The 23,530-nt window shown below is 28.5% G+C and carries 23 protein-coding genes and 3 tRNA genes; 12 read left to right on the forward strand and 14 right to left on the reverse strand.

Going from position 1 to position 23,530, the window contains the following annotated elements:
- Positions 1 to 100: 100 nt before the first annotated feature.
- Both ACZ5RS_RS11010 and ACZ5RS_RS11015 read right to left on the reverse strand, forming a co-directional pair.
- Positions 101 to 1,378, reverse strand: coding sequence for an extracellular solute-binding protein (locus tag ACZ5RS_RS11010; RefSeq protein ID WP_464635376.1), 1,278 nt, complete (start codon positions 1,376 to 1,378; stop codon positions 101 to 103).
- A gap of 9 nt (positions 1,379 to 1,387) precedes the next feature.
- Positions 1,388 to 2,413, reverse strand: coding sequence for a LacI family DNA-binding transcriptional regulator (locus tag ACZ5RS_RS11015; protein ID WP_464635378.1), 1,026 nt, complete (start codon positions 2,411 to 2,413; stop codon positions 1,388 to 1,390).
- Between the two features lie 394 nt (positions 2,414 to 2,807).
- On the opposite strand from ACZ5RS_RS11015, the gene ACZ5RS_RS11020 reads away from it, so the two are divergent.
- The 3 genes from ACZ5RS_RS11020 (at position 2,808) to ACZ5RS_RS11030 (ending at position 3,609) form a co-directional block, all read left to right on the forward strand.
- On the forward strand, positions 2,808 to 3,092 hold the full coding sequence (locus ACZ5RS_RS11020; RefSeq protein ID WP_464635380.1) for a YciI family protein: 285 nt from the start codon (positions 2,808 to 2,810) through the stop codon (positions 3,090 to 3,092).
- A gap of 307 nt (positions 3,093 to 3,399) precedes the next feature.
- Positions 3,400 to 3,472, forward strand: a tRNA-Pro gene (locus ACZ5RS_RS11025).
- Between the two features lie 64 nt (positions 3,473 to 3,536).
- Positions 3,537 to 3,609: transfer RNA gene (locus tag ACZ5RS_RS11030), tRNA-Pro, on the forward strand.
- A 32-nt stretch (positions 3,610 to 3,641) separates the two neighbouring features.
- Here the strand turns inward: ACZ5RS_RS11030 and ACZ5RS_RS11035 are convergent.
- Positions 3,642 to 4,166: a GNAT family N-acetyltransferase gene (locus ACZ5RS_RS11035; protein ID WP_464635382.1), complete on the reverse strand. Its 525-nt coding sequence runs from the start codon at positions 4,164 to 4,166 to the stop codon at positions 3,642 to 3,644.
- 188 nt (positions 4,167 to 4,354) lie between these two features.
- On the opposite strand from ACZ5RS_RS11035, the gene ACZ5RS_RS11040 reads away from it, so the two are divergent.
- Positions 4,355 to 4,903 carry a hypothetical protein gene (locus tag ACZ5RS_RS11040; RefSeq protein ID WP_464635384.1) on the forward strand — a complete coding sequence of 183 codons (549 nt, stop codon included), beginning with the start codon at positions 4,355 to 4,357 and terminating at the stop codon, positions 4,901 to 4,903.
- A gap of 63 nt (positions 4,904 to 4,966) precedes the next feature.
- Here ACZ5RS_RS11040 and ACZ5RS_RS11045 read toward each other — a convergent pair whose 3' ends face one another.
- Together ACZ5RS_RS11045 and ACZ5RS_RS11050 are read right to left on the reverse strand one after the other, a co-directional pair.
- Complete coding sequence (locus ACZ5RS_RS11045) at positions 4,967 to 5,728, reverse strand: GNAT family N-acetyltransferase (protein WP_464635386.1); 762 nt, start codon at positions 5,726 to 5,728, stop codon at positions 4,967 to 4,969.
- Positions 5,729 to 5,866: 138 nt separating this feature from the next.
- Positions 5,867 to 6,862: a LacI family DNA-binding transcriptional regulator gene (locus tag ACZ5RS_RS11050; RefSeq protein WP_464635388.1), complete on the reverse strand. Its 996-nt coding sequence runs from the start codon at positions 6,860 to 6,862 to the stop codon at positions 5,867 to 5,869.
- Positions 6,863 to 7,067: 205 nt separating this feature from the next.
- Here ACZ5RS_RS11050 and ACZ5RS_RS11055 point away from each other — a divergent pair, with 205 nt between their 5' ends.
- From ACZ5RS_RS11055 to ACZ5RS_RS11075, 5 genes are all read left to right on the forward strand, one after another.
- On the forward strand, positions 7,068 to 7,997 hold the full coding sequence (locus tag ACZ5RS_RS11055; RefSeq protein WP_464635390.1) for a carbohydrate ABC transporter permease: 930 nt from the start codon (positions 7,068 to 7,070) through the stop codon (positions 7,995 to 7,997).
- Positions 7,998 to 8,009: 12 nt separating this feature from the next.
- Positions 8,010 to 8,903 (forward strand): carbohydrate ABC transporter permease, encoded by an 894-nt coding sequence (locus ACZ5RS_RS11060; protein WP_464635392.1) that lies wholly within the window; start codon positions 8,010 to 8,012, stop codon positions 8,901 to 8,903.
- A gap of 57 nt (positions 8,904 to 8,960) precedes the next feature.
- Positions 8,961 to 10,289 (forward strand): ABC transporter substrate-binding protein, encoded by a 1,329-nt coding sequence (locus ACZ5RS_RS11065; protein WP_464635394.1) that lies wholly within the window; start codon positions 8,961 to 8,963, stop codon positions 10,287 to 10,289.
- 88 nt (positions 10,290 to 10,377) lie between these two features.
- Positions 10,378 to 12,567 carry an alpha-galactosidase gene (locus ACZ5RS_RS11070; protein WP_464635396.1) on the forward strand — a complete coding sequence of 730 codons (2,190 nt, stop codon included), beginning with the start codon at positions 10,378 to 10,380 and terminating at the stop codon, positions 12,565 to 12,567.
- A 161-nt stretch (positions 12,568 to 12,728) separates the two neighbouring features.
- Positions 12,729 to 12,802: transfer RNA gene (locus ACZ5RS_RS11075), tRNA-Arg, on the forward strand.
- Between the two features lie 153 nt (positions 12,803 to 12,955).
- On the opposite strand, the gene ACZ5RS_RS11080 is transcribed toward ACZ5RS_RS11075, so the two are convergent.
- The 3 genes from ACZ5RS_RS11080 to ACZ5RS_RS11090 all read right to left on the reverse strand — a co-directional run bounded on the left by ACZ5RS_RS11080 (position 12,956) and on the right by ACZ5RS_RS11090 (position 15,245).
- Entirely contained in the window at positions 12,956 to 13,399 is a 444-nt protein-coding gene (locus tag ACZ5RS_RS11080; protein ID WP_464635398.1) for a hypothetical protein, read from the reverse strand.
- 107 nt (positions 13,400 to 13,506) lie between these two features.
- Entirely contained in the window at positions 13,507 to 14,214 is a 708-nt protein-coding gene (locus ACZ5RS_RS11085) for an MTAP family purine nucleoside phosphorylase (protein WP_464635400.1), read from the reverse strand.
- Positions 14,211 to 15,245, reverse strand: a complete 1,035-nt coding sequence (locus tag ACZ5RS_RS11090) for a translation initiation factor eIF-2B alpha/beta/delta subunit family protein (protein WP_464635401.1) — start codon at positions 15,243 to 15,245, stop codon at positions 14,211 to 14,213. The genes ACZ5RS_RS11085 and ACZ5RS_RS11090 overlap by 4 nt, the downstream gene beginning before the upstream one ends.
- A 300-nt stretch (positions 15,246 to 15,545) precedes the next feature.
- On the opposite strand from ACZ5RS_RS11090, the gene ACZ5RS_RS11095 reads away from it, so the two are divergent.
- Complete coding sequence (locus ACZ5RS_RS11095; protein ID WP_464635403.1) at positions 15,546 to 16,826, forward strand: FKBP-type peptidyl-prolyl cis-trans isomerase N-terminal domain-containing protein; 1,281 nt, start codon at positions 15,546 to 15,548, stop codon at positions 16,824 to 16,826.
- 376 nt (positions 16,827 to 17,202) lie between these two features.
- Positions 17,203 to 17,697 (forward strand): hypothetical protein, encoded by a 495-nt coding sequence (locus ACZ5RS_RS11100; RefSeq protein ID WP_464635405.1) that lies wholly within the window; start codon positions 17,203 to 17,205, stop codon positions 17,695 to 17,697.
- 150 nt (positions 17,698 to 17,847) lie between these two features.
- On the opposite strand, the gene ACZ5RS_RS11105 is transcribed toward ACZ5RS_RS11100, so the two are convergent.
- From ACZ5RS_RS11105 to cysK, 4 genes are all read right to left on the reverse strand, one after another.
- On the reverse strand, positions 17,848 to 18,918 hold the full coding sequence (locus ACZ5RS_RS11105; protein ID WP_464635407.1) for a GGDEF domain-containing protein: 1,071 nt from the start codon (positions 18,916 to 18,918) through the stop codon (positions 17,848 to 17,850).
- Positions 18,919 to 18,949: 31 nt separating this feature from the next.
- Positions 18,950 to 19,594 (reverse strand): cytidylate kinase-like family protein, encoded by a 645-nt coding sequence (locus ACZ5RS_RS11110; RefSeq protein ID WP_464635409.1) that lies wholly within the window; start codon positions 19,592 to 19,594, stop codon positions 18,950 to 18,952.
- A gap of 90 nt (positions 19,595 to 19,684) precedes the next feature.
- The gene (locus tag ACZ5RS_RS11115; RefSeq protein ID WP_464635411.1) at positions 19,685 to 20,437 is read right to left on the reverse strand and encodes a DNA-3-methyladenine glycosylase family protein; all 753 of its coding nucleotides are present in this window, start codon (positions 20,435 to 20,437) and stop codon (positions 19,685 to 19,687) included.
- Positions 20,438 to 21,349, reverse strand: coding sequence for a cysteine synthase A (gene cysK, locus ACZ5RS_RS11120; protein WP_464635413.1), 912 nt, complete (start codon positions 21,347 to 21,349; stop codon positions 20,438 to 20,440).
- Positions 21,350 to 21,516: 167 nt separating this feature from the next.
- On the opposite strand from cysK, the gene ACZ5RS_RS11125 reads away from it, so the two are divergent.
- Entirely contained in the window at positions 21,517 to 21,921 is a 405-nt protein-coding gene (locus ACZ5RS_RS11125) for a hypothetical protein (RefSeq protein WP_464635415.1), read from the forward strand.
- On the opposite strand, the gene ACZ5RS_RS11130 is transcribed toward ACZ5RS_RS11125, so the two are convergent.
- Positions 21,918 to 22,463, reverse strand: a complete 546-nt coding sequence (locus tag ACZ5RS_RS11130) for a DJ-1 family glyoxalase III (RefSeq protein ID WP_464635417.1) — start codon at positions 22,461 to 22,463, stop codon at positions 21,918 to 21,920. The two genes, ACZ5RS_RS11125 and ACZ5RS_RS11130, sit on opposite strands and share 4 nt — an antisense overlap.
- 4 nt (positions 22,464 to 22,467) lie before the next feature.
- The gene (locus ACZ5RS_RS11135) at positions 22,468 to 23,514 is read right to left on the reverse strand and encodes a 3-deoxy-7-phosphoheptulonate synthase (protein WP_464635419.1); all 1,047 of its coding nucleotides are present in this window, start codon (positions 23,512 to 23,514) and stop codon (positions 22,468 to 22,470) included.
- Positions 23,515 to 23,530: the final 16 nt, after the last annotated feature.

The raw sequence follows: 23,530 nt of genomic DNA on the forward strand, positions 1-23,530 counted from the left end.
GCAAATAATATACCATCCCGATTATCTTTATTTCCTGGTATCATAAATCACCTATTTATAAACAAGAGTGGAAGATACACTTCCACTCTATTTAATTATATTAATTATAAGTAGAAATAATATCGTTTACACGACTTTCCATTTCTGCTAATGCAGTAGCAGGATCTGAATTATTTGCTACAGCATATTCTAACAAGTCTGACATAGAAGAGTAAATTTCATTCCAAGCAGCTGTATCAGGAGGAGAAACTGCGAATGCAGCTGCACCAGCATAATCTTTTCTGTATGGTAATGATTCGAATGCTTCACTATTTTGAACAGAAATTCTTGTAGGAATATGACCAGCTTTTGCCCACATCTCACCATGACCTGTAATCCATAACATACATTCTAAGATAGCATCTACATGTTCAGGATTTTTTGCTTTTGTTGCAGGAATTGCTAAAGTATGACTACCACTCCATGCTGCTGGATGTCCAACTAAACCAGGAAGAGGAACTGCTACAAAGTCTAAATCTTGTGCACTTTCAAATGTACCTGTTGCCCAAACACCATTGAAATGGAAAGCAGCTTCACCTAATTTAAATGCATTAACAGATGTATCATAGTCTAAACCAGAAGGTGTTACACCATATTTATTAACCATATCTTCTAAAGCTTTTAATGCTACTACACCCTTTTCATTATTGAATGCTGCTGCGCTATTATCAGAAGTTAACATTGATCCATCTTGTTGATACATCATAGAGAAGAATAATCTAGTTAAAGTATATGCTTTATATACTGCTGTTGTATTATCACAAGCGATTCCCATAGCATCAGTTTTTTGTTCAACTGCTTGAGCTGCTGCAATTAATTCATCATAGTTTGTTGGAATTTTATCAACACCAGCTTGAGCTAATAAAGCTTTGTTTACATACATAATAATTGGATGTACGTCTAATGGTAGAGCATATTGATTACCATCAAAATTACATGCATCATATGGTGCTGCAACAAAATCATCTACTGGTGCATTAATTTGATCTAAATAATCATTTAAAACTAATAATTGACCACTAGGGATATAGTTTCTTAAATTAGCTTGGTGCATAACTACTAAATCAGGTGCATTACCTGCTGCTAAAGCTGCAGTTAATTTTGTATAATAGTTATCAAATTTAACTGTATCTGTTGTCATTTGAATATCTGTATGTGTTCTGTTGAATTCATCTATAATTGCATTAAAATATTCACCATCACCACCAGTAAATAATGACCAGAAACTTACTTCTACTGGACCACTTTGTTTTTCTTCTTCTTTTGTACCGTTAGCAAAAACAAAACCAACACTTAACATTACTAACAAACCTGTTAGTAAAATCTTTTTAATCTTCATGATTCCTCCTTAATTATTGCTCATGACTTCTATTTCTCTTGGAGATGATTCTCTAAAAATCAATCTCGTTTTAAGATTCTTTGTTGTATATTCTAAGTTTGCATCTTCTATATGAGCCATTAATATATGAACAGCTTCACAACCAAGTGCAAATTTAGGAACATCTACTGTACTTATGCTAGGTTGCATAAATTGTGAAATTTTCAAATTGTCAAAACCAAATACTTCTATTTCATTAGGAACATCAAAATTATTTTCTTTCAAAGATTTTAATACCCCCATTGCTACAAGATCGTTAAAACAACAAATTGCAGTAAATTTAATACCTTGATTTATAGCTGTATTTACAGCAGCATATCCATCTTCAATATGTCCTGAGGTGGGAATAATATACTGCGAATCAACATCTATATTATTTTCAATTAATGTATCTTTATAAGCATTTAACCTTTGATATGTATTACTTACATTATCAGGACCAGATAAATATAAAATTTTCTTATGTCCCTTATTAATTAAGTAATTAACAATCTCCTTTTGTGATGAATAATCACTATGTAGAATTGAATGGTTTTCAATCCCCTTTACAACTCTTCCTAAGAATAAATAAGGAATATCAATCCTTGAATAGAGTTTTTGAATACTTTCATCATCAAATACTGGAACTATTAATAAACCATCAACATGCCTTCCACAAAACAATTTCAAGTATTGCTTTTCTTCATCAGGACTTTCCCCTGTATTTACTAATAAAATATTGTAATTATAATTTTTAGCTGTAGCTTCTATTCCTCTAACTACATCAGCAAAAAAAGGGTTTGATGAATCAGCTGTGATTACACCTATAATTTTTGAATGCTTTAATCTCATACTAGATGCTAAAGAATTATTTATATAACCTAATTCATCTGCTTTATCACATATCAATTTTCTAGTTTGTTCACTTAATTTTGAATCATCTCTTAAGGCTCTAGATACTGTATTAATAGAAAATCCAGTAGCTTTTGCAATGTCTTTCATCAATATTGGTTTCATAGGTTAATATTAGCATTGAATAATCTAATTGGCAAGAAAAATAAAATATAATTTCTTACTATATAAGAATTTAAATAGATTAACGTTAATCTAAAACATAGTAATATCGTTAACAATTTATGAAAAAAAAGTCTACTTTTTTTATGTAATTCTTAACAGTGAATAAAAATAGATAAGCGACAATATTACCTAAATTAATTAACCTATTTTTTAACTAACTTTCATAGAAAATAATTAAATAATTTAAGAAATATAAAAATAAAGTATAAATTTTTAAAAAAATTATAATTTAAAGTTATTTTTTATTAAGTAATAATTCAAAAAAATATTATAATGTTTATAAAAATACTAGAATTATCAAAAAATATCGTAGAGTAAATAAAAAGGAATTAATATGAAGGAAAAAGATCAATTATATGTTAGAATCGATAATAAAGCAGTTATAGAAAAACCTTCAATAGATATTTTTAATGAACATATAGAATATCTAAATAAAATATCTCAAAGAAGTGAATTTTATGGAGGCGGATTCTCAAATAATCCCGGTGGAATGATTATTTTTAAAGCAAGTAGTTTCTTAAAGGCAAAAGAAATTTGTGATAATGATCCTATAATCAAATCCGGATTTTACAAATATACATTATATAATTGGGAAATTGTTATTAGTAATAAATGCTAAGGAAAGCTAAGGTATAAAATAATTAATTTGATTAAAAAAACTAAAACAGCCTAAAAACCTATAATAATTAAATATTATAAATCCTTATAAAGTCAGAAAAAAGATTTATATAGATTAGTAACTAAAAAAACTTATTTACTATACTAAATGAAATTATATACTTTTTAATATTTATAGTAACTAAAGATGCGTAAAAAATAATCCACAGGATTGCATTAAGTATTTCGCTTATTAAGTCCAAATATTTAATTTTTTTTTGTTTTTATATTGACCTTTATTATGGTAAATGGTAATCTCTCATTCGTTACGGGATGTCGCCTAGCGGCTATGGCGCTTGCTTTGGGAGCAAGATATCGAAGGTTCGAGTCCTTTCATCCCGATAGGCACTCAAAAAAGAGTGCTATTTTTATGAAGCATTTTTTGCTTCCTTTATATATATAATTACGGGATGTCGCCTAGCGGCTATGGCGCTTGCTTTGGGAGCAAGATATCGAAGGTTCGAGTCCTTTCATCCCGAAAAAAATTGCTACCATTTTTTGGTAGCTTTTTTTATTTTTTAATCCAATCTTCTTTCTTTATTATATAATGCTCATAATCAGCAATTTTATGATTAATCTCTTCATCTTTAACTAAATGGCTCCATTTCATTCCACATTTCATCATCACTTTACCAGAAGCTTTATTATCACTCTCATGACAACCAATAATTTGTTTTATCCCTACTTCATCAAATAAATATTCAAACATTCTATATAAAGCTTCACTCATATATCCTTTGTTCCAATATTTTTTATTTATTACATATCCAAAACTAGCAGTATCCTTATCAATTAGCCTAAGATCAATTGAACCAATTAATTTATTATTTTCTTTTAAAACTATAGCATATGCCCCATTTTTTGAAAGATAATTTATTATTCCAAATAAACTTTGATCTACACTTTTATGAGGTTCCCAAGTTAAATACTTTACAGTCTCACTATCCTTTGAATATTCAAATACACTTGGAGCATCACTTTCTCTAAAAGGTCTAAAGTACAATCTTTTAGATTCTAATTCATTTTTTAATTCCATTTAATCCGTTCCTATTCAAATTCAAAATTTTTATTATTGTAACATATTGTTAATTATTATTCATAAATTATAATATATATTCTTATAGATAAAAAAATAATTAAAAAAATACCAATAATATTATTACACCTTATTGACTACTTATATCAATAAAAATATATTAATTATGACTTTTACAGGAGAGACACATGAAGACAAGAATTATTAAAAGCCTAACTGCATTTATTATTGTTACATCAGTTATGGCTGCAACGACACTTAATCTTGCTATTGCGAATGACAATCCTATAAATACTACAAATGAAAGCACCGTAAAAATCACCCAAAACAACAAAAATGTAAAGTATTTAGGATCTTATAGTATTACCTCTAATTCTATAAATCATTTTGCACAAGAATATCTAGTAAAAAATCTAAACATTACCGCTAGCGATAAAGATTATAATGAAGAACTAGATTTACTAACAAATTCACTTAAAAAAAGTGAAATACTAAGAGAAAATTTACTTGGAGAATTAATTTATACACTAAATGATAAAAAACTAATTATCCAAGATATCGCAGGTGGAGAAAGTTTTGTAATGGATTATGAGATTAAAAATAACATACTATTTGCAAAAGTTTATAATTTCTCTGAAGAACTAGCTATTGGACAATTTGTTGATAATGGAAAGTTTTTAATTATCAATTCACCTGATAAACAAAATTCAATTTTCTTAGAACATAAATTAAGCTAAAAAACTAAAAAAATTAATTATATATTTAACTGATGTTATATATTTATAGCATCAGTTTTTTTATTAGTTAATTTTTTTTAAGCTAGAATAATATTCTTTAAACTTAAAACCTAATTTTTCATACAGTTTTGCTGCATTTGGATTATCATAAAATAAACAAACAGTTTTACCCTCTCTAATCAATTTATCACAAATTGCAGATACACATTTTTGAGCTAAGCCTTTTCTTCTATACCCCTCAACAGTAAATACACCCATTAATATTGCTAATTCTTTTGATTCTGCACTAGAGCTAACGCCACTTATAATCTTACCATTTTCTTTATAAACAAATATATGCTTAGAGTTTTTTTCTAATTCAGCTTTTGCTGATTCAAAACTTGATTGAGAATTAAAAACTTTATTAGTAATTTCCAAATATCCTTTTAATTCATCAATATTAATTTCTGAAACTCCTGAGGAATCTACTTCAATATTTAATTTATCTAAAGCTGCAAAATAAAAATTTGAAACTTTAAAATTTTCTAATTCAATTAAATTTATTAAAGATTTTTCACCACTAATACCGATAATCGAATTTTTTTCAACCATTTGTTTTATAAATTCTAAATTAATAATATTAGCATATGAAACAACACATAAATTCTTAAAGAATTTTAAATATATAGTATTTATTTCTTTATCATAATCAATAAAAATTTCAAGATTTTCATCATTAAACCCAAAATTCTGTATATCACTTATTAAAAAAACATTTAATTCTTTTCTTTGATATAAGTAATCATTTAAAAGAGTTCTATCTTTTTCTGTACATTTTCTTATCATACTATTCTCCAAAATTTTGTTACATATTATACATATATAACCAAATCATATAAATAACAATACAATTATTTCAATAAAAAAAATTGCCTTAAATAGTTTAAAGCAATTTTAGATTCTGTTCTTAGTTAATATCTTTTACTATTTAGTAGTACTTCTTAAATTTAAATCTGGAGTTATTAAAATTTTTCTTGGTTCATTATCTTCCCCAGAAATTGCATAATCAAGCAAGTCTAATGCAGCATGAGCTAAACTTGAGATTTTCAAATCAACAGAACTTATTTTAAAATTTGATCCTAAAATTGTATTATCATGGCTAAGGAGTGAAATATCTTGTGGAACTTTTAAGCCAGCATCTTCAATTGCTCTTAATGCTCCAACACCCATAATATCATTACAAGTAAAAATTGCATTAGGATGATTCTTACCTTGTAAAGCTTCAAAAACTTGATTGTAGGAAGCTTCAACTCCCATCTCTCTATCAGCTCCTTTAATAACAAGCACTTCTTGTTCCTCTGAATAAACACCTGCAGCTTTTAATTCTTCTTCCCAAACTCTTTGTTTTAAATCAAAAGAAAAGCCCGTTTCACCTCTAACAAAAAGTTGATTTTTTAAACCTTGATCCAATAAAAATCTTGTAGCCCTTCTCATTCCAAATTCTTGATCTACCATAACAGCGTTAATATCAAAAATTCTTGGATCAGAATGAACTAATACCAAAGGAATTCTTTGAGAAAGTTTTTTCAAAAATTCTGGATCATATTCACTCAATGGAGGATCATGCAAAATAATACCTTCAACGCCTCTAGATAGTAAATCACAAATACTTTTATATTGAGCATCATAAGTATCACTTCTATTTACATAAACTAAAATATCATTTTTTTCACATCTATTAATCACTGTTTCAACAAATTCCATACTAAAGTAATTTGTTACACTATGTGTTACAATTGCATAAGCTTTTTGTGCTGTTGCTAATACAGTTTTTGTAAGATCATCTGGAATATGATTCATAGATCTTATTGCTGCTTCAACTTTTTCTTTAGTTTCTTTTTTTACTGGACCATTATTTAAAACCCTAGAAACTGTTGCTGTTGAAACTCCGCTTGCATCAGCTATTTCTTTAACTGTCATATATATATCCTTTATTTTTCTTCTTATTATAACAAAAGTATCATATCTATATTATCTATTCAAGTTTACATGCTGTCAAGCATAATTTGTAACATTGTTTCATAGCTTATGTAATATATTTCAATTTTTTTTGTAATTTATTACATTTTTTGCTTTACAAATTTCAAAAACCATTTTAGGATTAGAAATATAAAAGGGAGGTTCAATGAAAATGAATACGCCAACGTTACAAAAAACTACAACAATTGTTTCAAACAAAAAGCGTTCAAAAAAACAAAATATCGAACTCGCAGCTTTTTTATTTTTACTACCAAGCCTAATAGGTTTCTTAGTTTTTTATATTATTCCTGCATTTCGTGGTGTTTATTTAAGCCTTACAGATTGGGACTTATTAGGAGACCCTAATTTTATAGGATTACAAAATTATAAAGACTTACTTAGTGATAAAGCATTTTGGAATTCATTACTTGTAACTATTAAATATGTATTGTGGAATATACCATTTCAAACAATATTAGCTTTAGGTATTGCACTAGTTATGGATAGAGTTATAAGTTCAAGTGTTTTTAGAGGAATGCTCCTTATTCCTTGGTTATTACCAAATGTTGTTGTTGCTCTTCTTTGGTTATGGCTTTTAGATCCTGCTGTTGGTGTTATTAACAGCACAATAGATGCTTTAGGCGGCACACCTTTAAACTTTCTTACTTCAATTGAACTTGCTCTTCCATCTATTGCTGGTATTAATATTTGGAGACATATGGGTTATACAGCTTTAATCGTTTTTGCAGGATTACAAGGTATTCCAAAAGAAGTTGAGGAAGCTGCATTAATTGATGGTGCTAGTCCTTGGATAAGATTTACAAAAATAATTATTCCATATTTAAGACCTGTTCTTGCTTTTGTAATTATTACATCTGTTATTGGATCTTTCCAAGTTTTCGATACTGTTGCAATTACTACTAAAGGTGGTCCAGTTACTGCAACATATGTAATTTACCTCTTTATATATAAGAATGGTTTTGAAAATTATTTAATGGGCTATGCAACTGCGGCTTCCATGATTCTATTCTTAATTCTTTTAGGTATAAGTTTTATCCAAATGAGAGTTATGAGAGCTAATGAAAGTGATTTTTAGGAGATACAAATTATGAATAATACAAAAACATTAAAAGAAAAGTTACCAAAAATTTTATTATGGTTTGTAATAATATTAGTTCTATTTGTTACTCTTTTCCCATTCTTTTGGGTATTTAGAACTTCAATTACTCCCAAAGAATTAGTTTTTTCTGAACCTACTAGATTAATACCTTCAAGAATAACTTGGACAAATTATGGTCGTGTTTTAGGACTAGTTAGCAAAGAAAGATCTGTTGAATTAGGTGGATCTGGGCAATCAGTAAACTTTGGACTTAACCTTTTAAACTCATTTATTGTTTCGATCGGTGTAACAGTAGTTCAAGTTTTATGTTCAGCTATGGCAGCATATGCTTTTTCAAGACTCAAATTTAAACTTAGAGATACATTATTTGCTCTATTTTTATCAACACTTATGATTCCTGGAATTGTTATGATGCTTCCAAACTTTATATTAGTTAAAGATTTACATCTATTAAATACTTATCTTGGTATTATGGCTCCAACATTATTAATGACTCCATTTGCTGTTTTCTTCTTAAGGCAATTTATGTTGGGTATTAATAAAGAACTTGAAGAAGCGGCCTTCTTAGATGGCGCAGGATTGGGATTAACATTCTGGAAAATAATTATTCCATTATGTGCGAACATAATGATGACTTTAGCAGTTATTACTTTTATTAATACTTGGAATGACTATATGTGGCCATTAATTGTAGGTAAAAAAGAATCAATAAGAACTCTCACTGTAGCTTTAGGTATTTTCAGACTTCAAACTCCACAAGGTCAACCTGACTGGGGAGGCATGATGGCTGGTGCTGCATTAGCTACAATCCCTACCTTAGGAATATTATTAGCCTTTGGTAAAAAAATTATAAATTCAATCGGATTTTCTGGATTTAGGTAAAAAAAATATTCCATTAATAATGGAAGACAAAATACAAATCAAAAAAAGGAGAAAAATATGAAAAAATTATTTTTAATTCTATCTATCGTTTTATTTGCCACAACTGGTATTTGGGCAAATGGTCAAGATGAAAAAGCTGGAGATGGTCCTGTAACAATTAAGTATATTCTTTGGGATGCAAACCAATTACCTGCTTATGAAAAATGTGCACAAGATTTTATGGCTAAAAACCCTAATATTAAAGTTGAAATAAATCAACTTGGTTGGGGAGATTACTGGACAGGATTACAGACAGATATGGTTGCAGGAATTGCTCCAGATGTATTTACCGACCACTTAGCAATGTATCCTGATTTTGCAAGTAAAGGACAACTTGTTGATTTATCAGAATATGTAAAAAGAGATAATGTAGATACTTCAAAATATATGAATAACCTAGACAAATTATGGCAAACAGAAGATGGAAAAGCTTATGGTCTTCCAAAAGACTGGGACACTATTGCTATAGTATATAACCAAGATAAATTAGATGCAGCAGGTATTACTAAAGAAGAAATTAATAATTTAACTTGGAACCCAACTGATGGTGGAACTTTTGAAAAAGCTATTGCAGCTCTATCAATTGATGAAAATGGTAGAAATGGCTTAGATCCTAATTTTGATTCAGAAAATGTTGCATGCTATGGAATGTCATTTAACCACTTTGATGATAGAGGTCAAGGTCAATTTAGCCCATTCGCTGTAAGTACAGGTTGGATGTATACTGACGGTCTATATAGCAATAACTATCATTTTGATGATCCTCGCTTTATTGCAACTATTGAATGGATGGTAAAAATGACTGAAAAGGGTTATTTTGCACCATATGAATTAACTGGTAATGGAGCAAATTCACTATTCACATCTGGTCAAGCAGCAACATTGTTAGATGGTTCTTGGATGATTAGCTACTATTCTACAAGTTCAACCTTCCCTGTTGGCTTTGCATCTCTTCCAGCTGGTCCTCAAGGTAAAAAAAGTATGACAAATGGTCTTGCTGATTCAATTTGGACAGGTTCTGAACACAAAGAAGAAGCTTGGCAATGGGTCAAATACTTAGCATCTGAAGAAGCTCAAAAAATAGTTGGTACATTTGGTGTTGTATTCCCTGCATATGAATCAGGTGTTAATAATGCATTAGCCGCTTATGAAAATAAAGGTATTGATGTATCAGCATTTACTGAAATTGCAACAACTCCTGGTGAAACATTTGTATATCCAATAGTAAAAAATGGTGTAAAAATTAATGAAATTATGACTCAATCATTTGATAGCATATTCTTAGGCTTAACAGAAGCTGCACCTACACTAAAAGAAGCAAATCAAAAAATATTAAATTTATTCTAAAAAAATAAAACAAAAAAAACTCAACCGAACTGAAATACACCTCAGTTCGGTTAATAATAAAAAAACTGATAATTAAAAGGAAATTCTAATGAGTATAGAGTACAACAAAGCTGAACAACTTTTTCATCTCAAAACTGCAAACACTAGTTATTTAATCAAAATTGCTAACGAAAAATATTTAACTCACCTAGGTTGGTTTGGTAAAATTAAAAACTGGAGAAATTGTTATAATACACAATTTTTTGATAGATCTTTTTCACCTAACCCAGCAACATTCGATAGGACTTTCTCACTTGATTCTATTAAACTCGAATATTCAGCTTGGGGAAGAAGTGATTTAAGACCAACTGCCTTAAAAACCATAAGCTCTGACGGTAGCTCATGTTTTGATTTGTTCTATAAAGAGCATAAAATAATCAAAGGAAAACCACATTTTGACAACCTCCCTGCAGTTTATGTTGAAGAAGAAAATGAGGCTGAGACACTAATTATCACATTAGAAGATCCTTTAACAGGTGTGCTTTGTGATTTAAATTATACTGTCTTCAATAATACAGATGTTATTATTAGAAGTACAAAAATCATTAATAAAGGCACTAAAAGCATTAACCTGGACACTATTATGAGCATGTGCTTAGATTTTGATTCATCTGATTATACTATGCTCCAACTCTCTGGTGCTCATACTAAAGAAAGACATATTTATAATAGAAAATTATATCCTGGCACACAATCTATAGATAGCAGAAGAGGTGCAAGTAGTCACCAAGAAAATCCATTTATAGCACTATTATCCTCAGGTGCCACTGAGGATAATGGTGTTGTTTATGGTTTTAATCTAGTATACAGTGGTAATTTTTTAGCATCTGTAAATGTTGATCAATTTGATTCTACTAGAGTATTAATGGGAATTAACCCCTATGATTTTAATTGGATATTAGATGTAAATACAGAATTCCAGACCCCTGAAGTTGTAATGGTTAGATCAAATGAAGGTCTTGGTGGAATGTCTAGAATATATCATGATATATATAGAAACAATTTAATTAGAGGAAAACATAAACTACAAGAACGCCCTATTTTAATAAATAACTGGGAAGCAACATATTTTGATTTTGATTCTAAAACAATTTTAGAATTAGCAGAAGAAGCTGCAAAATTAGGTATTGAATTATTTGTCCTAGATGATGGCTGGTTTGGTAATAGAGACGATGATAATTCCTCATTAGGAGATTGGTTTCCGCATAAAAAGAAATTACCAAATGGCCTTAAAACTTTAGCAGATAAAATAATTGCAAAAGGCTTAAAATTTGGTATTTGGGTAGAACCTGAAATGGTTAATGAAAAAAGTCAACTATTTAAACAACATCCATCTTGGTGTCTTCAAGTAAAAGATAGAAACCTATCTACTGGTAGAGGACAATTAGTATTAGATTACAGTAGAGATGATGTTAGAAAATATATTATTGAAACTATTTCTAAATTATTGAATGAAAATCCAATTTCCTATGTAAAATGGGATATGAATAGGAATATGACTGAAGTAGGTTCTCTATTACTATCCGCAGAAAAACAAAGAGAAACAGCCCATAGATATATGTTAGGGCTTTATCAAGTTTTAGAAACATTAACATCACGTTTCCCTGATATTCTCTTTGAAAGTTGCTCAGGTGGTGGTGGTAGATATGATGCAGGTATGCTTTATTATATGCCACAGACTTGGACAAGTGATAATACAGATCCATTATCTCGTTTATTAATTCAAGAAGGGACATCAGTTGTTTATCCTCCTATTACTATGGGTTCTCACGTATCTGCCTCCCCTAACCACCAAACAGGAAGAGAAACATCTCTCAATACTAGAGGTGCAGTAGCAATGGGTGGGAACTTTGGTTATGAACTTAATTTACTAAAATTAAGTAATGAAGAAAAAGAAATTATAAAAGAACAAGTTATAGATTATAAGAAAAAAAGACATTTATTAGTAAATGGGGATTATTATAGATTAACCTCAGCCTTAAAAAATGAAGATAACAAGGCTTGGGAATTTGTATCTAAGGATAAAACAGAAGCTTGGGCAACCTATGTTTCTACAAGAACAGAATCAAATAATCCTTATGTTGTTTTAAAATTTAAAGGATTAGATCCTAACAAACTATATAGTATTAATAATAAAAATACATTTGGTGGAGATGAACTTATGGAAGCTGGAATCAACTTACCATATCCACTAAAAGAAAATGAAGCTTATGAATATTATTTAAAATGTATTGAATAAAATATTGTTTTATAAAAATATTATATTTTTTAGAAAAAGATACCATTTATAGTGATTTTTATGCTAAATATTAAGTTTTTTTATTTTTTTTTAAAATGTACTTGAAAATAATTTAATTATGTCGTATAAACATACTCGCGAGTTAAAACAACTTACAAATTGCGCCAGTAGCTCAGCTGGATAGAGCAACTGCCTTCTAAGCAGTAGGTCATAGGTTCGACTCCTATCTGGCGTATTCTTTAAACTTGGTTCCTAGTTTATAGGAATCTTTTTTTTGGAATCTTTTTCATTTTTTTTCTCCTTTTTTTTTAAAAAAAAGGTATCTCTTAATTATAAAAAAACCGCTCAAGAGTTTCTTAAGCGGTTTTTTTTATTCTTCAAAGAACAATTACTTATTATCTTCATCTGAATCTTCTTCACTAAGTTCTTCAGCATCATCTACCTTTTCAATTTGCTCTTCAATTATCTCCTTCTTAGGAGCTTCTTCTTTTTTCTTCTTTTTAGGTTTTTCAGTAATAACTTTTGCTTCTTTAGTTGTTACCCTATTCACACTATGCATTAATTTAGTAGAAGAAACATGTAAATAACAAGATAACATTAATAATAAAATACTACTAATAACTAAACTGCTACCTAAAACTAAAAACATTAGTGAAATAGATGAAATTGCTAAATTTAAATTGTTAATACTCAATCTCATTGTAAATCCTTCAGCATAATGCTGAATGCTGACTGGAGTTAGTGCTTGTCGAAAACTTGCAAGAACTAATGAAACTCCTAAAACAAAGAATAAACAACTAAATACTAAACTTACAATTGATCCTTTCTTCATATCATTTCACCTTCTTATTTATTAATAATTTATTTACTTTAATAATACTATATTACAGATTAATTACCATAAATATTAGGTGTAGAATTATGTAGATTTTCTGAAGATTATGCCATTTGTGAGTAGCATTTCATGCAAAATGCAATTATTGCTTGAGATATTTTTGAGCAGGATTGGTCATCTAAAAAAGTTACTTTTTGTGCATTGACACCACTTGCCCAATTTATACTATATGCTAATGAAACAAATTTAATTCCAGCTTCATTGAGCAGGGCAAATTCTGGGCAACCTGTCATTCCTACAAAGTCAGCACCAAAATGATCAAACATTCTAATTTCAGCAGGAGTTTCCAATCTTGGGCCATTTGTACAAATATATACTCCTCCATCTCCTAGAGGAAATTCACATAAAGCAGCTTCTCTTTTTATTTTAACTTTAAAATCAAGATCAAATAAGTTTGTCATTTGAGTGTGAAAAACATTATTTTCACATGCAAAGGTTGATTGTCTTGTACATCCTGTAAAATCGATAAAGTCATCAATTAATGTAACAGAGCCAGGTAACAATTTATTGCTAATTGATCCAACAGAATAAACCCCAATGCAATGAGTTACTTCTAATTGTCTTAAAGCCTCTATATTGGCCTTATAATTGATTAAATGAGGTGGAATAGAATGTTTTACACCATGTCTTAAAATGATTATCACATCATCCTTTTTTAAATAATAAGCTTTCCCATATTTTGTATCAATTTCATAAACTTTTGAATTTGGAAATAACTCATCAATTCCTGTTCCGCCGATTATTGCTTTCATACAAAAACTCCTTTAATCTCATTTGGCTTAAAAATACCTTTGTTAGTTACAATATTAGTAACTAAATTCGATTTAATTATATCAAAAGCAGGATATAAAGCTGATATAGCTTCATCTCCGATATAATTATCATTAATAACTAATAATTCTTTTCCATCTCTATATTCCATCTGAATATCTTTATAATCTTTTTTAGTAGGATCTGGGGACATAGCAAAAGCTGTATAAGGTATATTGTAATAGGATGCGCAAATTGCATTTTGATTTGTCCCAATTTTATTCACTACAGTTCCATCCATGCAAACTAAATCAGCTGCAGTCATATAATGCTTAATAAGCCCTTTTTGCATGAAAAAAGATCCCATTGCATCTGAAATAATTTTTGTATCAATATTTAATTCTTTAAGACTTGGAGCTGTTAATCTTGTCCCTTGAAAATAAGGTCGCGTTTCATTAACTAAAACTTCAATTGATTTACCCTCTTTTTTTGCATAATAAACTGATAATAAAAAAGTATGTTCAGCAAAACAAGTAGTTAAAATTGTATCTCCATCATTGATTAAGGAAGCTCCTAGCTTCCCCATATTATCATATACTTTGTCAAAATCATTTTCATACTTTTCAACTAACTCATTTAATTCAATTATTAAATCAGTTGTATTAAAAATGGGATCAATAAATCTTGGTTTAATTTTAAACAATATATCTTCTACAATGCGTTTCATGGTGGTATTAGTTACTCTTGCTCTAACTATATACATTATTTGGCTTTCTAAAGTACTATAATTAAACGGTAGTACCTTTCTATCCATTTCATTAGCAATATAGCGAAAAGCTGTTAATGCTACCTGTAAGGAGCCTCCACCTTGCGTAATCATTATTTTTAAGGCATTTCCAATTTGTTGACAATTCTGACATTCTACAAATCCAATTTTTGTTGGATATTCTTTCCTATTTCCAATATAAAAGGACGAATCAGTAAAATGACAAATATTATACGGTTGCAATAAATATGGTAAATGTAAATTCATATAATCTCTTTAATCCTTTATATAATAAAAACATTAATAATTTATTATATATTTATATTTTAGCATAAAAAATTTTGAAATGATATCTTTTAAAGTTAACATTTATTTTCTACTAGCTATCTAATATAATAAACCACAATTCTACACAAACCATTTAAAAGCTTTTGCAATAATAAATTATGTCTGATAATCAATTATATAGAATATTTTTTTAAATATTTACATTTGACTATTTTCATTCCATACCCTAAAGTTAGACAATATAATGTCAAAAAATACTATAAGGAAGAATACAGACTTATGAAAATTAAAAAACTATCTTTAATTATTACACTTTGTGTAATGACTTTATTTGCAAGTGCAAACGCATTCGCTGCAGGAACAAATGAAGTTAAATCTAGTGAAACTATTGCAATGATTCAAAACATTGAAAAAGCTAACGATATTTATACATTTGATGTATTAACTGAAGATCAAGAACTATCAGTTCTAATTAATAAAGAAAATATTAATACAATTTATGATTTAGATGATTATGCTATTGGCGATTATGTTAGTTTCAATAATTTAAATGCAACTGACGGAATTGCTACTACAGATAATATTAGATATATCACACCATTAGTAACTTCTGGTTCAATTGTTTTTGTTCCAACTCAACCAGTGATTGAAGAACCTGAAGCAGATTATGGATTTGATAATGATTTAGAACATGGATTTGAATATACTTATGGATATTCCCTATTACAAAGCTTCAATTCACAAGGATTATATGTTAATGCAAATTATTTTGTTAGAGGTATTTTAGATATCGTATCAATTGATACAGAAGATTTATTTACAACTGCTGAATTACAAAATTTTGTAACAGAATATCAACAACAATACCAAAATCCAGACATTGAAAAGAAATCTGATAATGGAGATGTTACTTCATTAGATCAAATCAATGACTTAGAAAAACCAGAAGATTTAGATAATGAATTTGCATATGCTTATGGATATTTAATTGCTGCTCAATTCTTAACAGCAGGAATTCCTGTTGATGATTTCTATTTCCCACAAGGTGTTTTAGATGCCGCTTATGGAAATGAAAGTCAATTAACTCAATATCAAATGGATAATGCAATGAGAGATTTTGAACAAGTATTTACAGAAAGACAAAACGAAGCATTAAATCAAATCAAAGAAAAGAATTTAAATGATGCTAATGCTTTCTTAACTGCTAATAAAGATCAAAACGGTGTTATCACACTTGATTCAGGCGTACAATACAGAGTAACCACTGATGGTGATTCTACTGAAACAGCAACAGCTGATGATGAAGTAACACTTAATTATGAATTAACTCTTCTAGATGGAACAGTAATAGATAGCTCATACGAAAGAGGAACACCTGCTACATTTAAGTTATCTCAAGTTATTCCAGGTTTCAGTGAAGCTGTTATGCAAATGAACCCAGGAGATTCAATCATTGCTTGGATTCCTGCAGATCAAGGTTATGGTGAAGATGGAAATCAAAACGTTGAACCTAATGCCTTATTAACTTTTAGAATTGATTTAATTTCAATTAATAAATAATAAAAACATAAATAAAAAATTTAAGAGTTGTTGCAAAAGTCTATATAATTGACTTAGTAGCAACTCTTTTTTTATCTCTATTAAGACCTTCTTTTTTTAACTTTCTTGTAAATATTTCTTTAATCACTTAATTCTATTCTAAAAAAAACAATACGATTCTATTATTTTTTTTATATAAAATCAAACTTATTGCATATGTTAGATACTTACTACATGTTTTATTGCTATTTAATTCGTTATATTATAAGCATTTATATATTTTTTGTATTTTTTTGTAATATTTTTTATAATAATTGTTGACATAAGTTACAAGATATTATATAGTAAAACCATAAAGAAACTAAATAACAAAATTAATTAAAAGGAAAACAAAATTATGAAAAAATTATTAACTATCTTAGCAGCAGCTTTAATCGTATCAGCTCCAGTATTCGCAACTGTATCAGGTAAATCAGCAGACGTTCAATTAAAAACAAATATTGAAGAAACTCCTGTTTCTTATGAATTAGCTTATGACGGTGATGTTATTGAAGATCAAACTACTAATTATGAAATTGGTGTTTTAACTTTAACTAAAGACGGTTCTACTAAAGACTTTACTGTTATAGCTACAAGTAACCTAAACAACGACTTAAGCGTATTTGTTGATGTAGTTCCTTCTACATTCCAAACAACTTTAAATAATGGTGATGATAATTATGATTCAGGTATTAAACCAAGTGTTAATACATCTAAAGAAGTAGCAACTCTAACTGCTGGTAAACACGTTGACTTATTAGTAAATAAATTTAACTTAAGCTGGAGTGGTGATGAAGATCTTCCTGCTGGTGATTATGTAAGTAACGTAAAGATTATGTACTCCATTAACTAGAACATATATATAAAAAAAATAGGAAATCATTAAGAGAGTGGCAGCTTTAATAAGCTGCCATATTTTTTTGCCAATAGTATTAAATAAAAAAAAGAACCTAACAGCTTTGAAGCATTTTATTTAGGTTCTAGTTTTTATTAAATTTAATTATTATATTATATCACCAGTATTTAAAATTTGATTTTTACCTTTTTGCTTTGATCTATATAACGCAAGGTCTAATTCTTTAAACAGTTCATCAAAATCATTTACTGATTTAAATACTCTATAAGTATATCCTGTGCTAGTAGTCATCCTTAAATCAGAATTTTTAACAAAATCAATACTTCTAACTTCTCTTCTAGAAATATCAAATTTTTTCAAACAAACATCCAAAGTATCAATATTACTAATTATAAAAAATTCATCTCCACCGATTCTAAAAACTCTATCAAGGCCAAAATTATTTTGTAAAATTTTTGCAAAATTAACTATAAATAAATCCCCAATATCATGACCATAGGTATCATTTATTTCTTTAAAATTATCAATATCAGTTAAAAGTGCAAAGACAACTTGCTTTTCATATTTTTCTAACTCATATTCTAAACCTCGTCTATTTTTACATCCACTTAAAGGATCAATAGTCGATAAAATTGATAATTCTTTATTTGCAGCTTTTAATTCTTCTCGATCAGTTAGTATTGCAATATTAGTGTTATATTTATCAATTGAAATGATAAATAAAACCAAATGGAAAAATGTAATATTCACAAGCACTGAACCAGAGAAAAAGCCAAAAATAAATAAGGAAACATAAAATACAACCAAATTAATGATATTATATAAAAGATTCTCTTTAGGTTTTGCGATATAAAAACTCACTACAAAGCTAATATTAATTAAATATACAAAGGGATAATAGCCATTGGATAAATCAAATAAAGTAATTAAGATTCCCCAAAAAGAAAAAATATAAATAGAAAGTGAAGTTAAGTATTTCTCAAATACTTTATATTTTCTAAATTTAGAAGATGTAAAATAATTAAAAATTAAAACTAACCCTAATAAAATATAATAAGAATATCTATAATAACTATTTAAATCAAAAATAAAAGAAGTAATAATCATTATTACTTCTAAAATTATTATTACAAACGACATATTATGTAATCGGGTTAAATTAATATCAGTTATTGCATCTTGAACTTCTTTATCAGAACTTTTTTTTAAAAGTTGCATTATCTCTTCCTCAAAAACATTTTTTTAATATTTACAAATTTCTACGCAACTTATCAAATTCAATAATAAAATCAGCTGTTTTAGATACTCCTAAAATTGATGAATCAACTGATAAGTCATAATTACTAGCTTTACCCCATTTCCTATCAGTAAAATAGTTATAATAATGAGCTCTAGTCCTATCATTTTTTTGACATTCACTTTGAGCCTTCTTTGAAGGTATTTTATAAATATTTGTTGCTCTTTCACATCTTATATCTAAAGGGGCATGAATGAAAACAGATAATAATCTATTTTTTTCTTCTCGTAATACATAATCGGCACATCTTCCAACAATAACACAAGAACCTTTTTTTGCTATTTCTCTAATAGCATCACATTGAATTAAAAATATTCGATCATTTATTGGTAAATCAGGCAATCCCAAATTACTTGTTGCCATAGGAAAAGCTCCAAATGGATTTGAACCAGCCATCAATGATTGGAAAAATGAACTAGCAGCTTTTTCATCTACATTTTCTATAAGAGCTTCATTTAAACCACTATCTTTAGCTACTAAAGAAATAAGTTCTTTGTCATAAAAAGGTATATTTAACTTTTTAGCAAGTTCACTACCTACCCGTCTTCCAGCACTACCAAATTGTCTTCCAATAGTAAAAATTGTTCCGTTATCCATATATCCTCCTATAAATTTCATGCTTTATTATACCATATCAACAAAATTCGTACAATTTTAATTTTTTAACAAATTTTTTAATTATCCAAATTATAGGTTATTAAAATAGCCAAGTCTCGCATAATGGAACATATATTGCTGTGCTAATCCAGCTAAAGGAGAGAAATCAGCTTCACTTTTATCACTAAATTCATTTTTCATTACTTTTTTTATCCAAACATCTTTAGGAAAAGCATCAAGATTATGTAAAGAAAACAATCTAACACAGGCACTTACTTTTGGGCCAATTCCCTTAACAGATTGCAAAATAGTATCACACTTTTCATCATCTACTTCTTTATCAAGTTCTAAAAGAATATCAGATTTTTGTATTGCATCTAAAATATATGGAGCTCTAAAGCCCACTCGTAAATCCCTCAATTCAGCTTCAGTAGCATTCTTCATATCTTCAGGTCTTGGAAAACTATAATACCCTTTTTCTATTTCAGTTCCGTAAGTTCTACATAATGTATCATACAACCCTTCAATTCTTTTTATATTATTATTCTGGCTCAATATAAAACCAATAATAGTTTCCCATAAATCTTGATTTAAAATATGGATTTCATTGCATTTATCAATGATATCAACAAACTTATCATCCATAGTTTTAATTGTTGCTAAAGCTTTAGGATAATCAAAGTTCATATCTAAATAATGTTTTAAATAAGGATCATTTATATCACTATTTTCATTTATTCGATAAACTTTCTTATTTAAAACACTAACATAATTATCCCCTTCAACTCTCCAGCAAAATGATTGTCCACAGAATAGAGTATTTTTTAAGTCAAAGTTTATCATTTAATCCTCGAATAATTCAGTTGAAAGATATCTCTCTCCACTATCAGGTAAAATAACTACTATATTTTTATTTTCTACAGTTTTTGCTACCTCTAAAGCTCCAGCAAAAGCTGCTCCTGATGATATACCTACTAATAATGCTTCTTCTCTCGAAAGGCGCTTACTATATTTTATAGCATCTTCATCTTTGACTTTTACTACTTCATCAACTAATGATTCATCATAAATACTAGGAATAAAACCTGCTCCAATGCCTTGAATTTTATGACTTCCTGCTTTCTCTTTAGATAATACAGCTGAAGAATAAGGTTCAACTGCAACTATTTTTATTTCATTATTTTGTTCTTTAAAATATTTAGCACAACCCATTATAGTACCTGCTGATCCAACAGCTGAAACAAAAATATCAACTTTTGAATCTAAATCTTTATATATTTCTCTAGCAGTTGTTTCATAATGAGATAGAGCATTATCAGGATTATCAAATTGTCCTGGAATAAAACTATTTTCAATAGTTTTAGCTAATTCGTTAGCTTTTGATATTGCACCAGCCATTCCTTTTTTAGCGTCAGTCAATACAATTTCAGCGCCTAAAGCTTTAAGAAGTTTTCTTCTTTCTATGCTCATTGACTCAGGCATAACTAATTTACATTTATAGCCTTTTACTACAGAAATATAAGCAAGACCAATTCCTGTGTTACCACTAGTTGGCTCAATTATAACACTATTAGGTTTTAAAATTCCTTTCTTCTCAGCCTCTTCAATCATATATAAAGCGGCTCTATCTTTTATACTTGAGAGAGGATTCATTGATTCAAATTTTACATAAATATTATTATTAGTATTATTTAATTTATTGATTTTTATTAATGGAGTATCCCCAATAGCCTTTGTAATGTTTTCAATCAACATTTTGTTCACCTCGAATTTTAATATAATGAACTCAAAAAGATAATAAATTCATTATTTTTTTTAATATTCAAATACTAACCCTTTTCAAAAATTCCATATATGTATATTATGAAATCGGATTAAATCTTACTTGAATAAGATTTTACCACAAAGGGATAATAATGAAAATGAATAACGACTCAAAAGAAATAATTGAATTTTATTCAGTTGTTAAAAAAGAGCTAGGTGATATTTGTTTCGAGAATTTTATTAAACATTTAAATACCCACAAATATTTCTTAGGTCAGAAACTTGGTAGAAATCCAAATTTCGAAGAAACAATAGATTCATATAAAAATGAAATTTTTATACCAGTTTGTAAATTAATTAAAAATTGGGAATTTGATATTGCTTTTAAAAAAGAGCAAAAAGAATGTTTATATTTCTCATTTTTAGAACATTTATATCTAAAAAGAGAAAAGCAACCATCTCTAGAAATAGAAACAGTTGCTCATGATTTTTGTTTAAAATATGGAGATAACAAAAGAGGTAGACTCTTAGTCAATCTTCTATATAAATGTCAAGCTTGTTAACGAGCAATAAAAGCTTTTTTCACTTCTTCCATCTTCTCATTACCTAGGACTTCTTTTACTATTGTTAGAGCAAATTCTTCTGCTACTCCTGGGCCTTGGGCTGTTATAATCTTTGAATCTACAACACATCTCTTATCATGGATAAAATTAATAGATGGAGCAACTTTTTCCATTGAAGGATAACATGTTGCAATTTTACCATCTAATAGACCTGTATTTGCTAAAACTACAGCTGGAGCTGCACATAGAGCACATACAAAGCCCTTTTGAGAGGTATTAATTATTCTACTTATAACTTCAAAACTATTTGCTAAGTTAGTACTACCAGGCATTCCTCCAGGTAAAACAATTACATCGTAAGTATCTTTTGCTTCACTAATTTCTAAATCACAAATTACTTTAAGATTATGGGCACTAGTAATTTCAGTACTATCAACACCAGCGACTTCAACATTCATTCCACTACGTCTTAAAATATCTATTGGTACAATAGCTTCAGATTCTTCAAAACCCTCAGCTAAACAAACTAAAGCATTAATCATAATATTAACTCCTTATAAGTTTTTCATATGCTAATAATAAAAGTTTCTCAGTCTCATCAATAGAGATACACTCATCTGTAATACTAACACCATATTTTAATGATGACAAATCGTTTGTAATACTTTGAGAACCATGTTCTAGATTACTCTCTAACATGAAACCTCTAATACTAGATTCATTATAATTAACTTGATCAATTACACTTCTTAAAACTCTTTCTTGGCGATAAGCTTTTTTACCACTATTAGCATGTGAACAGTCAACAATTATTGAAGGATTTAAGTCATTTTTAATTAATCTCTCTCTAGCTTCTTCAACTTTTTCATCATAGTAGTTTGGACCATTATTGCCCCCTCTTAAAATTAGGTGGCCTAATTCATTACCATTAGTTCTAATTACAGAAGTATTGCCTAATCTATCTACACCGATAAAAGCTGAAGGTAGAGCTGCACTTTTTATAGCATTAATTGCATTATCAATATTACCATTAGTACTATTTTTAAATCCTACAGCTACTGATAATCCACTTGATAGATTCCTATGTGTTTGACTTTCAGTGGTTCTAGCACCAATTGCAGACCAACTCATTAATTCATCTATATATTGAGGAACAACAGGGTCTAAAACTTCACAACCAACAGGCAATCCTAATTTAATTATATCAATTAAAAGACTTCTAGCAATAATTAAACCTTTTTCAATGTTATAAGAGCCATCAATATCTGGATCAATAATTAACCCTTTCCATCCCCCAACTGTCCTTGGTTTCTCAAAATAAGTTCTCATTACAACAAAAATTTTATCACTGATTTTATCAGAGATTTTCTTTAATTTCTTTGCATAGTCGATAGCTGCTTTAGGATCATGAATTGAACATGGACCTACTATGGCTAAAATTTTATCACTTTTATGTAAAAGAATATCATTTACAATTTGTCGGCTTTGGTCTATGTTTTGCTGAATTTCATCAGTAACTGGAATTTTTTCTTGTAATTCTTTTGAAGAAATAAGAGGTTCGTAACTCTTAATTCTTATATCACTTTTTTGCATTTTATCCTCAATCAAT

The organism is Pleomorphochaeta caudata, assembly GCF_055395745.1.

What these genes read in the sequence shown, in the direction of transcription:
- ACZ5RS_RS11100 (WP_464635405.1), top strand. Translation starts at nt 17,203, where the DNA reads ATGAAAAAATTATTAACTATCTTAGCAGCAGCTTTAATCGTATCAGCT.
- cysK (WP_464635413.1), bottom strand. Translation starts at nt 21,349, where the DNA reads ATGTTGATTGAAAACATTACAAAGGCTATTGGGGATACTCCATTAATA.
- ACZ5RS_RS11010 (WP_464635376.1), bottom strand. Translation starts at nt 1,378, where the DNA reads ATGAAGATTAAAAAGATTTTACTAACAGGTTTGTTAGTAATGTTAAGT.
- ACZ5RS_RS11060 (WP_464635392.1), top strand. Translation starts at nt 8,010, where the DNA reads ATGAATAATACAAAAACATTAAAAGAAAAGTTACCAAAAATTTTATTA.
- ACZ5RS_RS11130 (WP_464635417.1), bottom strand. Translation starts at nt 22,463, where the DNA reads ATGATTAATGCTTTAGTTTGTTTAGCTGAGGGTTTTGAAGAATCTGAA.
- ACZ5RS_RS11015 (WP_464635378.1), bottom strand. Translation starts at nt 2,413, where the DNA reads ATGAAACCAATATTGATGAAAGACATTGCAAAAGCTACTGGATTTTCT.
- ACZ5RS_RS11135 (WP_464635419.1), bottom strand. Translation starts at nt 23,514, where the DNA reads ATGCAAAAAAGTGATATAAGAATTAAGAGTTACGAACCTCTTATTTCT.
- ACZ5RS_RS11105 (WP_464635407.1), bottom strand. Translation starts at nt 18,918, where the DNA reads ATGCAACTTTTAAAAAAAAGTTCTGATAAAGAAGTTCAAGATGCAATA.
- ACZ5RS_RS11090 (WP_464635401.1), bottom strand. Translation starts at nt 15,245, where the DNA reads ATGAATTTACATTTACCATATTTATTGCAACCGTATAATATTTGTCAT.
- ACZ5RS_RS11125 (WP_464635415.1), top strand. Translation starts at nt 21,517, where the DNA reads ATGAATAACGACTCAAAAGAAATAATTGAATTTTATTCAGTTGTTAAA.
- ACZ5RS_RS11115 (WP_464635411.1), bottom strand. Translation starts at nt 20,437, where the DNA reads ATGATAAACTTTGACTTAAAAAATACTCTATTCTGTGGACAATCATTT.
- ACZ5RS_RS11070 (WP_464635396.1), top strand. Translation starts at nt 10,378, where the DNA reads ATGAGTATAGAGTACAACAAAGCTGAACAACTTTTTCATCTCAAAACT.
- ACZ5RS_RS11050 (WP_464635388.1), bottom strand. Translation starts at nt 6,862, where the DNA reads ATGACAGTTAAAGAAATAGCTGATGCAAGCGGAGTTTCAACAGCAACA.
- ACZ5RS_RS11080 (WP_464635398.1), bottom strand. Translation starts at nt 13,399, where the DNA reads ATGAAGAAAGGATCAATTGTAAGTTTAGTATTTAGTTGTTTATTCTTT.
- ACZ5RS_RS11085 (WP_464635400.1), bottom strand. Translation starts at nt 14,214, where the DNA reads ATGAAAGCAATAATCGGCGGAACAGGAATTGATGAGTTATTTCCAAAT.
- ACZ5RS_RS11040 (WP_464635384.1), top strand. Translation starts at nt 4,355, where the DNA reads ATGAAGACAAGAATTATTAAAAGCCTAACTGCATTTATTATTGTTACA.
- ACZ5RS_RS11095 (WP_464635403.1), top strand. Translation starts at nt 15,546, where the DNA reads ATGAAAATTAAAAAACTATCTTTAATTATTACACTTTGTGTAATGACT.
- ACZ5RS_RS11035 (WP_464635382.1), bottom strand. Translation starts at nt 4,166, where the DNA reads ATGGAATTAAAAAATGAATTAGAATCTAAAAGATTGTACTTTAGACCT.
- ACZ5RS_RS11020 (WP_464635380.1), top strand. Translation starts at nt 2,808, where the DNA reads ATGAAGGAAAAAGATCAATTATATGTTAGAATCGATAATAAAGCAGTT.
- ACZ5RS_RS11110 (WP_464635409.1), bottom strand. Translation starts at nt 19,594, where the DNA reads ATGGATAACGGAACAATTTTTACTATTGGAAGACAATTTGGTAGTGCT.
- ACZ5RS_RS11045 (WP_464635386.1), bottom strand. Translation starts at nt 5,728, where the DNA reads ATGATAAGAAAATGTACAGAAAAAGATAGAACTCTTTTAAATGATTAC.
- ACZ5RS_RS11065 (WP_464635394.1), top strand. Translation starts at nt 8,961, where the DNA reads ATGAAAAAATTATTTTTAATTCTATCTATCGTTTTATTTGCCACAACT.
- ACZ5RS_RS11055 (WP_464635390.1), top strand. Translation starts at nt 7,068, where the DNA reads ATGAAAATGAATACGCCAACGTTACAAAAAACTACAACAATTGTTTCA.